Below are 13,452 nucleotides of genomic sequence, written 5' to 3'. Positions count from 1 at the left end.
TTGCCTCAGCGCCTTAGGACTCATTAGCGCCACCCGCCGGCAGCCACGCTTCACATCCTGGATCACCTATCCCTGTCACACCGGTATCCGACGATATTTCTGCCTATGGCGCCACTTCTTATGCGAGAGTTGGCACCGCGGCGGCAGAATCCGTTGAAGGAAACGCCGCCGCCCGCCTGCTCAGAACTCAGGTGCTACTCAGCACCCGTTCCGGTGTATCCAGCCAGACCGACTGGCCGTCCGGCGCGACGGTGAGGCCGTAGCGGCGCCAGTGCGGCCCGCCCCAGCTCACCCACCGCGCGTACGCCTGGACGACCTCGTCCCACACAGGCCGGTCGCCCACCTGCTGAACCCCATGATCCACACTCCCGGGCCGCCACGTGGCCACCGCCCACGAGCGGACGTCGTCCGGATCGTGGACCCATGTGCGCACATATTCGCCGTCCTCATCGGCACCCTCGGTGGTGTGCGACCGCAGACCTGTCAGCGCACCGATAGCCAGATCCGCGCCCGCGCCCAGCCGGTCGAGCGCTCGCGGGTCGAGCGCCGTCCGGTAATGCCGTCGCTGTTTGCCCGGCGGCGGATCCTCGCCCGGCCTCAGACGCTGCGACCGCATCATCATGTACCCGGCATACCCGACCACCCGTCCGACAGCGGTGCCGTCGTCCTGCACCTCCAGGCGTAGCGCGTGACTGGTGCCGTACCCGGGATGCCACGGCAGCACGATCACGCCGCCGGGGCGGGTCTGCTTCACCCAGGCGTACGGAATCGTGCGGATGCCGCAGGTGACGTGCACCCGGTCGTACGGCTCCCGGTCCGGGTGGCCGAGCGCGCCGTCGCCGATGACCAGCCGCGGATGGGTCCCGGACGCGGCGAGGTTCTTCGCCGCCTGCTCGGCCACCCGTGGGTCCACCTCGATGGACGTCACCTCCCCCTGATCTCCGACGAGATGCGACAGCAGCGCGGCGGTGTATCCGGTGCCGGTGCCGACCTCGAGCACGCGGTGCCCCGGCTCCGGCCGCAAGTGGTTGAGCAGGTCGGCGACCGTGGACGGGGCGGACGCCGACGAGGTGGAGTCGCCCCGCAGCTCGCTCAGTGCGGTGGCGCCGTCGTCGAGTTGCGTGACGATGATGCTGCGCGAGTAGACGGTGTCCCACCAAGTGCGGGGATCGGCTTCCCGGTCTATCAGGTACGGCTCTCCCTCCTCGACGACCAGACCGACCGGGGGGATGAACAGGTGGCGCGGCACAGCGCGCACCGCGTCCTTGATGGGCTCGCTGATGTCGCCGGCCTCTTCAGGGTCGAGAGCTGCGATGAGCCGGTCGAGGCGTTCGGGGGTCGCGGTCACTTCTTGCCCTTGGCGTGGTCGCCCTGGGGTTCCTGGTGGTGGTCGTTGGTGCTGCCGGTGCCGCCCTCCTTGCCGGTGACCTCCTTATCCTTGGGGCTGTTGGGGTCTTCGTGCTTTCCGCCCATGCTGTCTTCCCTTTCGTGGGTGTGGCCGCGGGGTGGGGGTCCCGCCTGCGGGCTGATGATGGGAAGCTATGAAGACGGGCTGACCTGGCTCAATGCCATTGCCGCTCATTGCGCGTGTCCGCGTTGAGGGACGACGGCGCTGATTCACCCTGGCAACTTCTGGCAATCTTGTTGAAGTCGAGCTGCAGCCGGCCGCAAGCTTCGGCACAGGTACTCCATCCCCATCAAAGGAGGTCTCCGTGTCGCTCAGATTCCTCGGCAAAGACCCCGACAGCCCCGACGGCGACTCGCCCACGGTGTGGGAGGACGGAAACGACTACATCCTGCAAGGCTTCACCGTCACCGACCCCAGCACTCTCCAAGAGGTCGGCGACCTGCCCGAGGGGGAGACACTTATCCGCTTCCCCAAGCGCATGACGCAGTTCTTCCCGGAGGTAACCCGTGGCAGCCACGGCGACGCTTGAGCAGCTCCTGGCTGGATGCGAGCGCTCTGCCTGGCACCTGGAGACGCGCGACGGCTACACCCTCAACGACCCGAACCTCGCGGCGTGGCAGGCCGGACACAGGATCGACCTGGACGACAGGTCCTCATGGTGGCGGCCATGGCTCCAGAACGTCGTTGACGCCGTCGCTCGTGGCGTCGACGTGCGACGGGCGCGCATCATCTCCGAGCCCATCAGCACCTACATTCGGTACGAGTATGACGTGACCATCCCGAACATCCGCGCCGGCGAGCACGTGCGTTGGCTACCGCGCCAGAGGACCACAGACCTGATGCTGCCGCCGAACGACTTCTGGCTGTTCGACGCCAGCACGCTTCTTGTGCACCACTTCAGCGGGGTGGGTGACAAGGTGGGAACGGAGCTCATCACCGATTCCGCGCTGGTCAAGCAGCACACGGAGGCGTTCGAGGCCGTCTGGAGTCGCGGTATTCCACACGAGGACTATCGGCCAACCTGAGCCGTGCGTCCCACGTCTTCAAGCGCTGAGCAGGCGCTTCACATCCTGGCGGCCAGACTTCGCCATCTACGCCAAGCAGCCGACCTGTCAGGACGCGACCTTGCGCGCCTGGCGGGTTGGCAGGCTTCCAAGGTGAGCCGCATCGAACACGCCCGCCGCCGCCCCGCCGCCACTGACGTCCGGGCATGGTGCAGGCACTGTGGCGTACCCGAACAGGCTGAGGAACTGGTGGTCTCGCTCGAAGCCATCGAGGGCATGTTCGTGGAGTGGCGGCACATGGAACGCACTGGGCTACGCAAAGCCCAGGAAGCCGTCATCCCCCGATGGGAGCGCACACGGCACTTCCGCATCTACTCCTCCAAGCTGATCCCAGGGCCGCTACAGATCGGCCCATACATCGCGGCCGTGCTCACCGCGCTGATGCGGCGGCGTGGCCTCCCCAACGACGTGGAGGAGGCCGTCCAGGTGCGCCTCAATAAGCAGCGCCTGATCCATGAGGGTGACCGCCGGTTCGCTGTGATCCTGGAGGAAAGCGTCCTACGCGGGCCCATCGGCGGCACCGAGGTCATGGCCGCCCAACTCGGACACCTGCTCACCGTAAGCGCGCTGCCATCGGTGTCTCTTGGCATCATCCCCCTTGACGCCGACCGCTCCAGCGTCTGGCCGACGGAGGCGTTCTTCATGTTCGATGACGCCGAGGTCACCGTCGAACTCATCTCGGGCCATCTGACGATCACCCAGCCGTACGAGATCGGCATGTACGCCGACGTGTTCACGACGCTGGCAAGGCTTGCGGTGTACGGCAAAGCAGCCCGCGGCATCATCACGTCCGCGGTGGCCGCCCTCGACGAATAGTCCCCTACCGCGTGGACATGAATGCCCGTTCGTTGACGGCCCTCGCCCACGCACAGGGATTGCGGTCCAATGGCGAACATGGATGAGCAGCCCAAGCCGCACCCGCTGAGTATCCGGAAGGTGGCGCCCGCCATCGCGTCTCTGATTCTGGTCTGTGCGGTTGTGTCCTGCACGTCCGCGCCTCCGGTGGCACGATCCTCGCAACAAGGTGCCGTCTCGCCGGGCAACTCGTCCCAGGCCGAAGCGACCGCGCCTCCGCCCGACAGGCCCGGTCCTCTGCGGCTGCCGGGGATGGACGCGGGAACCAAGTCCCTGCTCACCGCAGGACCGACCAAGGGTTCTCGCATCATCGGCGCTGTTCCCGGCAAGGGTCGCCTATGGGTGATGTTCGACTGCCAAGGGGCGGGAAGGGCCGAGATCATCTTGGCGCCTGCGGTGAATTTGCCATTCACCTGCCTGAAGGAAACGCTCACTCCGACCCTGAATCAGCTCAATCTCAACTCCAAGACAGCGCTGACGGTCCGCGTTCAGGCGCCCGATTCGGTTGAATGGGCGCTGCGGGTCACTCGCTGAGGGCTCAGGGCCGCGTAAGGCGGTCCTGAGTCACGCGAACAGCGCCGCCGAGCCGTCGCGTCTACCCATGACGCACCGGTGTCTGATGATATTTCGGCTTATGACGCCACTTCTTACGCGAAAGACTCTCGGTGGTACGTGGGGTACCGTCCTGCTGCCGCTCCGCCCCGACGACTCCATCGACTTCGCCCGGCTGGCCGACGAGCTGGACCGGCTGGCCGTGGCGGGTTTGGACGGCGTGTACGCCCACGGTACGGCGGGGGAGTTCCACGCCATAACCGATGATGAATACCAGCAGGTCAACGAGCTGCTCGCGGAGCGTTGCGTCGGCCTGCCGTACCAGATAGGCGCCAGCCACATGAGCGCCACCACCTGTCTGCGAAGAGTGAAGCTCGCCCGTGAGCTCCATCCGGGGGCCATCCAGGTGATCCTGCCGGACTGGGCTCCGCCGTCCTTGGCCGAGGTGGTGGCCTTCCTTGAGCGGGTCGCCGAGGTCGCCGACCCCGTGCCGCTGGTTCTGTACAACCCGCCGCACGCCAAGACCCGTCTCACGCCCGCCGACTTCGGCATGCTGGCCGCGCGGGTTCCCGCGCTGGTCGGGGTGAAGGTCGCGGGGGGCGATGCGGGCTGGTATCGCGAGATGGGGGAAGAGGCGGCCGATCTGCCGGTGTTCGTGGCGGGGCACACCCTTGCCACCGGTACGGAACTGGGTGCGGCGGGGTCCTACTCCAACATCGCGGCGTTCAGCCCGACCGGCGCCATGGCCTGGCAGCGCCTCATGCGCACCGATCCGGCGGCGGCGCGGGACGTGGAGCGCCGGATCGGGCTGTTCTTCGCCGAGCATGTCCAGCCGCTGGCGTCCGGCGGGTACGCCAATCCGGCGCTCGACAAGTTCCTCGCCCATGTCGGCGGCTGGGCGGACATCGGCACCCGGGTCCGCTGGCCGTACCGGTCGGTGGAGCAGGAGCACGCCGAGTGGCTCCGCCCGATCGCCAGGGCGGCCCTGCCGGAGCTCTTCCCCGCGCCGTAGCAGCCGGAAGCCGAAAGCCGAGCGCAGAGAGTCGGGGCCGCCTGCGCTCGGCGCCCAGCCGGGCTCAGCCGCCCTTCACAACGGTGTTCCTGACGTCTACCGGGTGTTTGATCAACTTGTAGGCGCGGGCCAGATCGGCGACCCGCTGGAGTTCTGTCAGGTCCAGCCGTGCGGGATAGGAGCCCAACGTAACGCCTGCCGCCAAATTCGGGGGGACCCTGGAGAAATCGTATAGGGCGTCGCGCGCCTGCTGGGGGTCGCTCGCGATCAGACGCTGTGCCTTGACCAGCGCGCGCTGGAAGGCCGCCAGCGTGCGAGGGTGTTCGCGGATCCACTCGTCGGGGGCCATCATGCCTGCGGTGTACAGGTTCGCGAACTCCTGGGTCATCGCGTCAGCCACAATCCGAGAGTGGCTGATCTGGAGGCTTGCCGTGATGAACGGTTCGGTCATCAGGACAGCGTCAACCCGTCCCCTGGGCACCTCGGCGAGCATGTCGCGATCGGGCACCGCGGTCAGCACGACGTCGTTCATGGTCAGTCCGGCTCGCTTCAGTACGGCGGTCAGCGCCAACTTCCCGAGCCCCGCGAGGCTCGAGATCGCGATCCTCTTGCGTTTGAGGTCGGACGCCGTCCTGATCTTGGACTTGGGGTTCACGACGACCGCGAAGTGTCCTGGCGCGGCCTGATACAGGCTGGAGACGATCTTGAACTTCTTGCCCACCTCGTTCGCCAGGAAGACTGTGGCGTAGTCGGTTTGCGCCAGATCCAGCGCGCCGCTTTCGAACAGGGGGAACGCGGCCGCCGCGGCGGAGATGGTCCTCGGCTCCACCGTCAGCCCTTCCTCCTTGAAATAGCCTTTGTTCAGGGCCACGACCACGGGCACCGACTCCACGGTCGTCGTCACCCCGACCCTGATGGTGGACTGCTCGGGCGGGGGAGCGGCGGCGCGCGGCTCCGCGGGCAGCGCCCGTACCGCGACGGTGGCGGCGAGCACGGTGACCACGACCACCACGGCGGCGGTGAGTGCCATGAAGTTGCGCCGCTTGCGCTGATGGATCTCGATCGCCCTGGCGGCCAGATCGCGCTCCGGCATGTCGTCCGCGATGCGGCCGAGTTGCTCTCCGAACCAGGTCATCGGCGTGCCTCCGCACTGTGGTCGTCCAGAACGGGCAGTCTCGGCGCCAGCTCGGGTGCCAGCGCGCGCAGGCGCGCCAGAGCGTGGTGCGCCTGGCTCTTCACGGTGCCGACGGAGCAGCCCAGCAGGTCGGCGACGTCACGTTCTGTCCGGTCCTCGTAGAAGCGCAGGACGAGTACCGCGCGCTGCTTGGGCGTCAGCCGCATGAGTGCCTGACGCAGGACGATCCGCAGGACGGCGGAGTCCTCGGGCGAGTAGGCCCGGTCGGGCGGCTCCGCGCTCGGCACCTCGTCGGAGCCGCGGCGCCGCCGCCACGAGATGTACTGGTTCACCATGGTCTTGCGCGCGTACGCGTCGAGGTTGTCGATGTGGCCTAACTTCGCCCACCGCCCGATCATGCGGACCAGCACACTCTGCACGAGATCCTCCGCGAGGTGGACCTCTCCGGTGAGTAGGTAGGCCAGGCGCATCAACGGACGTTGGTGAGCGTCCACGAACGCCTGGAAACTGGCATCGCGATCCAACGTCTCTCCTCAAGTCGATAACCTCCAGACGCTGTGGGCGCGGCGAAAGGTTGGCACTCCTGAGGTGGGATGGAGACGTCAGAGCCGCGCGGTCACTTGCCCACCCCTTCGGTGAGGCCGCGCAGGAACTGGCGCTGGCCGATCAGGAACAGCACGATCGTCGGCAGCGCGGCCATGGTCAGCCCCGCCATCATCACCGGCCAGTCCGTGAGCAGGCGGCTCTGCATGGCCATCAGCCCGACCGGCAGCGTCTTCAGCGAGTCGTCACTGACGAACACCAGCGCGAACGCGAACTCGTTCCACGCGAACAGCGCCTGCAGCAGCGCCGCCGACACCAGGATGGGCCGCGACATCGGCAGGATGATCCGCCAGAAGATCTGCGTGGTGGACGCGCCGTCGATGGTGGCCGCCTCGTCCACGGAGCGCGGCAGCTCGATCATGTACGCCCGAATCAGGAAAATCGTGAAAGGCACCCGAAAAGCGGTATAAAGCACGATCAATGCCCAGTACGTGTCGAAGAGCCCCATCGACGTCAGCAGGCGGAAGAGCGGGATCAGCGCCACCGTCGGCGACAGCAGCAGCCCGCCCAGCACCAGCAACGCCACCCCGTTCCCGAACGGCAGCCGCAACCGGCACATCCCGTAAGCCGCCCACGCACTGATCAGTGTCGTGGCCACGATCGACGCCGAGGTGACGATCACGCTGTTGGTGAAGTAGCGGACGACACCCAGGTCCCAGGCCCGCGCCCAGTTGTCCCAGCGCAGCTCGCCGGGCAGCCCCCACGGCTGGTTGAAGATCTCCTGGTTGTCCTTGAACCCGCTGAGCACCATCCACAGCACCGGATAGAGCACGGCGATCCCGAACCCGGCCAGCAGGCTCCACCCCAGCAGCCGCCCCACCACCGCCCGCAGTCGTATGGGGGCCTGCGCGCGGACCACGGCCGGGCGGGTCAGGCTGGTCGAGATCACGAGTCGTACCTCCGGCGGCGGGACACGGCCAATTGCCCGGCCGCGATGGCGAACGTGATGACGAAGATCACCGTGGCCACGGTGGCCGCGTAGCCCATGTCGTCCTCCATGAACGCCTTGCGGTACAGCCACGTGCCGAGCACCTGGCTGGAGTTGTCAGGGCCGCCGGCCGTCATCACCATGACCTCGTTGAACACCAGGAAGGCGCCCGAGATCGTGAGGATGACCACCAGCGTCGTCATCTCCCTGACCATCGGCAGCGTGATGGAGAAGAACGTACGCACCGGGCCGCCGCCGTCGACCTTGGCGGCCTCGTAGTACTCGCGGGGGATGCGCTGGATGGCCACCACGAACAGCACGGCGGTGTAGCCGACCGACTGCCACTGGCTCATCGCGATGACGCTCCAGATGGCCGAGCCCTCCTCGCCCAGCCAGGCCCTGGCCAGGTGGCCGAGCCCGAGGCCGTTGAGCGCCTCGTTCAGCAGGCCGTACCGAGGGTTGTACAGGAAGGAGAACAGCACGCCCACCACCGTGATCGACATCGCGGCCGGGATGAAGTACAGCGTGCGCAGCAGGCCGCGCGTCCGCCGCCCGACGAGCTCCTCCAGCAGCGCGGCCAGCACCAGCGACAGCCCGCCCTGGAAGACCAGCGAGACCACGGCGTAGGCGGCGTTGTTGCCCAGCGCCCGCCAGAACACCGGGTCGCCGAACGCCTCGGCGTAGTTGTCCAGGCCCACGAACCGGGGCTCGGGCGAGAAGGCGTTCCAGGAGAACAGGCTCAGCCGCAGGTTGTCGGCGATCGGGTAGTAGACGAACACCAGCAGGAGGACGACGGCGGGCAGCACCCAGGCCCAGGTCCGCCACCGCCTCAGCACGGTCACCCGACTTCCTTCTTGGCCTTGGCCGCCGCCTTCTGGACGCCGGCCATGACCTGCTCGGGAGCGCGGGAGCCGGACAGCATGCCCTCGACACCGGACAGGTACGCGCCGGCGACCTCGGCGTTGGTGATCGTGTCCAGCCAGATGGCGAAGCTGCCGGCCTCGCCGATGTCCTGAAGGGCGTCGGTGAGCTGCGGGTAGGAGTTCGCGGAGGTGGCCGAGTCCTTGACCGGGCTGAGCCAGCCGATGTCCTTGGTCATCGTGGCCGCGTTCTCCTTGCTGGACAGGAACTTCAGGAAGTCCACGGCCAGGCCCGCGTTCTTGCTCTGGCCGTTGACCAGGAAGCCGTCGGGGGCGCCGGTCAGCGCGTTCGTGTCGCCGGGGGCGCCGGCCGGGGCGGGCAGGCGCAGGAAGCTCCAGTCGAGCTCCGACTTGTCGAGCACGTCGAACTCGACCGACTCCAGGTAGTGCATGGCCGCCTTCCCGGACAGGAACTGCGCCTGCGCGGTCTCGTGCGACAGCCCGTTGGCGTCCTTGGTGCCGCAGCGCGACACCAGATCGCCGAACTGCTTGAGCGCCGTGACGTACCCGGGATCGGTGAAGGCGCCCGTCGCCGGGGCGTAGTCGGTCTCCAGGGTCTTGGGGGCCACGTCGTAGGCGTTCAGCTGGGTGATGAAGTGGATGGCCGCCCAGCCGTACTGGTTGCCGAAGGCGATCGGCTGCACGCCCCCGGACTTGAGCGTGTCGCAGGCGCTCAGCAACTCCTCGAACGTCTTGGGCACCCGCACGCCCGCCTTGGTGAAGACCGCCTTGTTGTAGGCGAGGTACTTGCCGTCGAGGTCGACCGGCATGCCGTAGTACTTGCCGTTGTACTGGAACGCCTTCAGCGCGGCCGGCGCGAACGTCGAGCCCCACGGGGTGTCCGGGCCGATGACGCCGGTCAGGTCGGCGGCCAGCCCGGCCCGGACGAACTTGTTGGCGAAGTCGCCGGCCCAGGAGAAGTAGATGTCCGGCAGGTCCTTCGACGCCGTGAGCACCCGGATCTTGTCCTTGTACGGCTGGTCGCCGACCTGCTCGAGCTTGATGTCCACCTTCGGATTGGCCGCCTTGTACGCCGCCACGACCTTCTCGAAGTAAGGCGCGTACTTCGGATCGGCGAACTTGGTGACCATCGTCAGCGTGCCCGACTTGTCCTTGGGCGCGGACAGGTCGGCCTTGGCGGGCGCGCCGGCCGAGCCGCCACCGCAACCGGCGGTGACCAGCGCCGTGCCCAGCAGCAGGGCGGTCCAGCGATGCGTGTTCATGGGGTCTCCTTGGTGCTTGGCAGGGGGGCTTCGTGTCCGAAGGCGCCGTAGGAGGTACAGGCGTGGGAGGCGTAGGCGGTGGCCGCGACGGCCAGCGCGGGCAGGTCCTCGCCGCGGGCCAGGCCGACCAGCAGACGGGCGATGAACGCGTCACCGGCGCCGAGCGTGTCCACCACGGCGACGGGCTCGGCGGCACCCCAGGCGACCAGGTCCCTGGAGCCCTCTAAGACTCCAGCTGCGCTGTCGCCGGCGGCTCCCGAGACCAGGACGGCGCCGTGGGCGCCGAGGGTGACCGCCACCGTGGCCGGGCCCAGCGCCCTGACCCGCCGCGCCAGCGCGAGTGCCTCCTCCCGCGAGCCGGACGGGCTGGACAGGATCGCGATCCCGGCGTGCCGGGCATGCTCCTCGACGTAGTCCCACGGGCGTTCGGAGAAGTCGAACGACAACCGCCTGGCGTGCGCGGCCAGCTGGTCGAGCTGGCCCTCCAGGAACGAGCACTCGCCGGTGTGCACGATGTCGGCCGCCGCCAGCCGTACCAGATCCGCGGGGGAGAGGCGGAAGCGCGAGACGCCCTCGCGGCCGCCGGTGAACTTGCGCTCGCCCGCGACGAGACGGACGGTGGCGAAGGCGTTCGGCCCGTCCACCGTCCGCAGCAGTGACAGGTCCACGCCTTCGGCGGCCAGCGCGTCGCGCACCACGCGCCCGGCCTCGTCGGTGCCGACCGCGCCCAGGTAGCCCGACTCGGCGCCCGTACGGCGGGCGTGCACGGCGACGTTCACGGCGTTGCCGCCCGGGTACATGACGCCGAGATCGGGATAGCGGTCGACGACGTTGTCCCCGACGGCCACCAGGCGAATCAAGCGTGGCTCCACACGGTCTCCTGTGACTGGGAAGGTTCTCACTCGCTTGAGTGAGAACGTTCTCAATCGCTGAGACGCATGTCAATAGCCCTCGCGAAATCCGCTACGGTGATCGCCTCCCGTCAGTGGGAGCATGATGGTGTGGACACGATCTAGCAGCACCGGGGGTGCGGATGAGCGGCAGCGCTCGGCGGAGCATGCCGTCGATCGAGGTCGTCGCCAAGGAGGCAGGGGTCTCCACCGCGACGGCCGGGCGGGCACTCGGCGGCTACGGCTCGGTGAGCGGCAAGAGCCGCGAGGCGGTGCTGGCCGCGGCCGAACGCCTCGGCTACCGGGCCAACAGCCTGGCCCGCAGCATGATCACCGGGCTCACCCACACGCTCGGCGTGCTCGTACCCGACATCGAGAACCCGTTCTTCTCCCGCGCCCTGCGCGGCATCGCGGACGTGGCGCACGAGCGCGGCTGGGAGGTGCTGCTGGTCAACACCGACGAGGACCTCTCGCTCGAGCGCAAGGCGCTCGGCGTGCTCACCGAGCGGCGCGTCGACGGCCTGGTCGTCGCGCCCACCGACACGGCCGACCGCGACGCCCTTCAGGACGTCATCGACGCCGGGATCCCGGTCGTCCTGCTCGACCGGCGGGTCCCGGGGCTCGACGCCGACACGGTCGGCATCGACAACCGCGCCGCCGCCAAGGACGCCACCGAACGCCTGCTCGCGCTGGGCCACCGCAGCATCGCCTTACTGACCGGCGGCGATGAGAAGCTGCGGCCCCGGCTCGCCCGCCCCGGGCTGCGCGGCGTCGAACGCCTGGGCGCCACCACGGTCGGCGCCCGCGCCGCCGGATACCGCGACGCCCTGGTCGAACAGGGCATCGAGCCCCGGCCCGAGCTGGTCAGCGCCGAGGGCTTCCGCAGGGAGGACGCCGCCGCGGCCACGACCCGCCTGCTCGGACTGCCCGACCCGCCGACCGCGATACTCGCCCTCGACAGCCTGCTCGCGCTCGGGGTGCTCCAGGCGCTGCGGCGGCTGGGGCGGCGCTGTCCCGCCGACGTGTCGCTGGTCGGCTTCGACGACGCCGACTGGGCGGAGGCGATCTCCCCGCCGCTCAGCGTGGTGGCCCAGCCGGTGTACGAGCTGGGGGCGGAGGCGGGCCGCCTGCTCCTGGACCGCGTCCAGGGCACCGACCGCCGACCCGTACACCGCCGCCTGCCCACCCGCTTCGTCGAGCGCGAGTCGGCCAGATCCGTTCGGACGCCCGCTGGGACGTCCCCCTAGCCGAAGCGCGCCGCGCTCCCCGAAGCACGGCGCGCTCGACGTCGGGTGTCAGCGGAGGGTGTCCCAGAAGTCGCAGTTGTGCCTGGCGTTCAGGTCGGCCGGGCGTACGCCCCCTGGCTCCAGCGACTGCACGAGCGGGACGGACGGCCAGGAGGCGGCCGGCCTGCCCTCGGCGGCGAAGCGGGTCCAGTAGCGGATCATCGTGTCGGACAGCCGCCGCTGGTCGGGCCGCAGAGTGACCTTGCCCGTGAGGTCGTGCAGGTAGGCCAGCTCCGAGGCGTGGAAGGCCCCGAGCGGGAAGTCCGGCGGCTGCGGGAGCTCGAACGGCAGCGGCGCCTCGCGGTCGGCGAACTCATACCCGTACACCGGCACCCAGCGGGCCAGCTCCCGATCGTTGCGCCTGTTCGGGCAGGCATACCCCCGGTCAGTGATCACCGAGCCCCACGCCTGGCGCGGCGACGCCCCGACGGGATAGCGCTCGGCCACCAGATCCGCCTTGTCGCCGAACGCGGCATTGAGGAGGCCCCTGTAGTCATTCTCCTCAAGCGGCGGGAACGTGGCGGCGAAGAACGAGCCTTCGTCGCGGGTCGTCCCGGCGAGCACCGGCACGCGGTTGAACCGGCCGTCGCGCAGCGCCCGCGCGGGATGGACGGGGAGCAGCGGCGTGCCGTACGCGGGGCTCCAGAAGACGGGCGGATTCTGCGCGGCGAGCAGCGCGCTCACCGGCAGGCGGCGCAGGCACTCCAGCGCCGTGGCCGGATCGGCGCAGCCCAGCCCGGTGGCCACCCGCGAGCCGACCGCTTCCAGGGTCGCGCGCGGCTTCCAGGTGTCGTACTCCGCGCCCACGCCCGGGAAGATCACGTCGGGCACGTTCAGCTCGGTGCACGACCCGCTCTGGATCACCATCCGCTGGAACAGCCCGGCGGCCGCGGGTGAGGCCAGTTGCGCGCACATGCTGTCGCCGCCCGCCGACTCGCCGAACAGCGTCACCCGGCCGGGGTCCCCGCCGAACGCCGCCGCGTTGCGCCGCACCCAGCGCAGCGCCGCCTGCTGGTCCATCAGCCCGTACGTGCCCGAGTCCGCCAGCCCCGGATACCCGAAGAATCCGAACGCCCCCAGCCGGTAGTTGACCGTGACGACGACGACATCTCCCCGCACGGCCAGGCGCCGCTCGTCGTACTCGCCGCCCGCGCCGCCGGTGAAGCCGCCCCCGTGCACCCACACCATGACCGGCCTGAGCGTGGGCGATCTCCGGGGCGTGGTCACGTTGAGGTAGAGGCAGTCCTCGCTGTCGCTCGCCGGGAGCCCGGTGATCGGGTCGGCGTTCTGGGCGCAGCGGGGGCCGGGGCGTGTCGCGTCGCGTACGTCCGGCCATGGTTCGACCGGCCGCGGTGGCTGCCATCGAGCCGCGCCGACCGGCGGCGCGGCGAAGGGGATGCCCTGGAAGGTGCGGTGATCTTCGGTCGCGACGCCGCGCACCGCGCCCGCGTCGGTCCTGACGACGGCGCTCCCGGTGGCCGCCGCCTGCGCCGGCAGGGCCACGACCGCCGGGAGCAGGAGCGTTGGGAGCAGGGATAAGGCTCTGATGCCCACCTTGAGAAAGCTCATGGTCACC

General features: G+C 69.2%; 15 protein-coding genes. 6 read left to right on the top strand and 9 right to left on the bottom strand.

Annotation, left to right across the window (positions count from 1 at the left end):
- Positions 1–187: 187 nt before the first annotated feature.
- Positions 188–1,348 (bottom strand): methyltransferase domain-containing protein, encoded by a 1,161-nt coding sequence (locus AB0B61_RS26125; RefSeq protein WP_358436675.1) that lies wholly within the window; start codon positions 1,346–1,348, stop codon positions 188–190.
- The gene (locus AB0B61_RS26120; protein WP_357960234.1) at positions 1,345–1,473 is read right to left on the bottom strand and encodes a hypothetical protein; all 129 of its coding nucleotides are present in this window, start codon (positions 1,471–1,473) and stop codon (positions 1,345–1,347) included. The genes AB0B61_RS26125 and AB0B61_RS26120 overlap by 4 nt, the downstream gene beginning before the upstream one ends.
- 239 nt (positions 1,474–1,712) lie before the next feature.
- Here AB0B61_RS26120 and AB0B61_RS26115 point away from each other — a divergent pair, with 239 nt between their 5' ends.
- The 5 genes from AB0B61_RS26115 (at position 1,713) to AB0B61_RS26095 (ending at position 4,891) form a co-directional block, all read left to right on the top strand.
- Complete coding sequence (locus AB0B61_RS26115; RefSeq protein WP_358436672.1) at positions 1,713–1,937, top strand: hypothetical protein; 225 nt, start codon at positions 1,713–1,715, stop codon at positions 1,935–1,937.
- Positions 1,915–2,433, top strand: a complete 519-nt coding sequence (locus tag AB0B61_RS26110) for a DUF6879 family protein (protein ID WP_358436669.1) — start codon at positions 1,915–1,917, stop codon at positions 2,431–2,433. Before AB0B61_RS26115 ends, AB0B61_RS26110 begins: the two co-directional genes overlap by 23 nt.
- 3 nt (positions 2,434–2,436) lie before the next feature.
- A complete protein-coding gene (locus tag AB0B61_RS26105; protein ID WP_358436666.1) occupies positions 2,437–3,288 on the top strand; it encodes a helix-turn-helix transcriptional regulator in 852 nt (283 codons plus the stop codon).
- 78 nt (positions 3,289–3,366) lie between these two features.
- A complete protein-coding gene (locus AB0B61_RS26100) occupies positions 3,367–3,861 on the top strand; it encodes a hypothetical protein (protein WP_358436663.1) in 495 nt (164 codons plus the stop codon).
- A gap of 100 nt (positions 3,862–3,961) precedes the next feature.
- Positions 3,962–4,891: a dihydrodipicolinate synthase family protein gene (locus tag AB0B61_RS26095; RefSeq protein WP_358436660.1), complete on the top strand. Its 930-nt coding sequence runs from the start codon at positions 3,962–3,964 to the stop codon at positions 4,889–4,891.
- Positions 4,892–4,955: 64 nt separating this feature from the next.
- On the opposite strand, the gene AB0B61_RS26090 is transcribed toward AB0B61_RS26095, so the two are convergent.
- The 6 genes from AB0B61_RS26090 to AB0B61_RS26065 form a co-directional block, all read right to left on the bottom strand.
- A complete protein-coding gene (locus AB0B61_RS26090) occupies positions 4,956–5,984 on the bottom strand; it encodes an ABC transporter substrate-binding protein (protein ID WP_358436657.1) in 1,029 nt (342 codons plus the stop codon).
- Positions 5,985–6,022: 38 nt separating this feature from the next.
- Positions 6,023–6,550: a SigE family RNA polymerase sigma factor gene (locus tag AB0B61_RS26085; RefSeq protein ID WP_358175735.1), complete on the bottom strand. Its 528-nt coding sequence runs from the start codon at positions 6,548–6,550 to the stop codon at positions 6,023–6,025.
- A gap of 92 nt (positions 6,551–6,642) precedes the next feature.
- Positions 6,643–7,518, bottom strand: coding sequence for a carbohydrate ABC transporter permease (locus AB0B61_RS26080; RefSeq protein WP_358436655.1), 876 nt, complete (start codon positions 7,516–7,518; stop codon positions 6,643–6,645).
- Positions 7,515–8,399, bottom strand: a complete 885-nt coding sequence (locus AB0B61_RS26075) for a sugar ABC transporter permease (protein ID WP_358436652.1) — start codon at positions 8,397–8,399, stop codon at positions 7,515–7,517. Before AB0B61_RS26075 ends, AB0B61_RS26080 begins: the two co-directional genes overlap by 4 nt.
- The gene (locus tag AB0B61_RS26070; RefSeq protein ID WP_358436651.1) at positions 8,396–9,700 is read right to left on the bottom strand and encodes an extracellular solute-binding protein; all 1,305 of its coding nucleotides are present in this window, start codon (positions 9,698–9,700) and stop codon (positions 8,396–8,398) included. Before AB0B61_RS26070 ends, AB0B61_RS26075 begins: the two co-directional genes overlap by 4 nt.
- A complete protein-coding gene (locus AB0B61_RS26065) occupies positions 9,697–10,572 on the bottom strand; it encodes a PfkB family carbohydrate kinase (RefSeq protein ID WP_358436648.1) in 876 nt (291 codons plus the stop codon). Before AB0B61_RS26065 ends, AB0B61_RS26070 begins: the two co-directional genes overlap by 4 nt.
- Positions 10,573–10,733: 161 nt before the next feature.
- On the opposite strand from AB0B61_RS26065, the gene AB0B61_RS26060 reads away from it, so the two are divergent.
- A complete protein-coding gene (locus AB0B61_RS26060) occupies positions 10,734–11,837 on the top strand; it encodes a LacI family DNA-binding transcriptional regulator (protein WP_358436646.1) in 1,104 nt (367 codons plus the stop codon).
- A 48-nt stretch (positions 11,838–11,885) separates the two neighbouring features.
- Here AB0B61_RS26060 and AB0B61_RS26055 read toward each other — a convergent pair whose 3' ends face one another.
- Positions 11,886–13,445: a carboxylesterase family protein gene (locus AB0B61_RS26055; RefSeq protein WP_358436643.1), complete on the bottom strand. Its 1,560-nt coding sequence runs from the start codon at positions 13,443–13,445 to the stop codon at positions 11,886–11,888.
- Between the last annotated feature and the right edge of the window lie 7 nt (positions 13,446–13,452).

The organism is Nonomuraea sp. NPDC049158, from assembly GCF_040648335.1.
Lineage (GTDB): Bacteria > Actinomycetota > Actinomycetes > Streptosporangiales > Streptosporangiaceae > Nonomuraea.
Note: the sequence above shows the minus strand (reverse complement) of the source record. Positions and strands in the feature narration are given on the sequence as shown.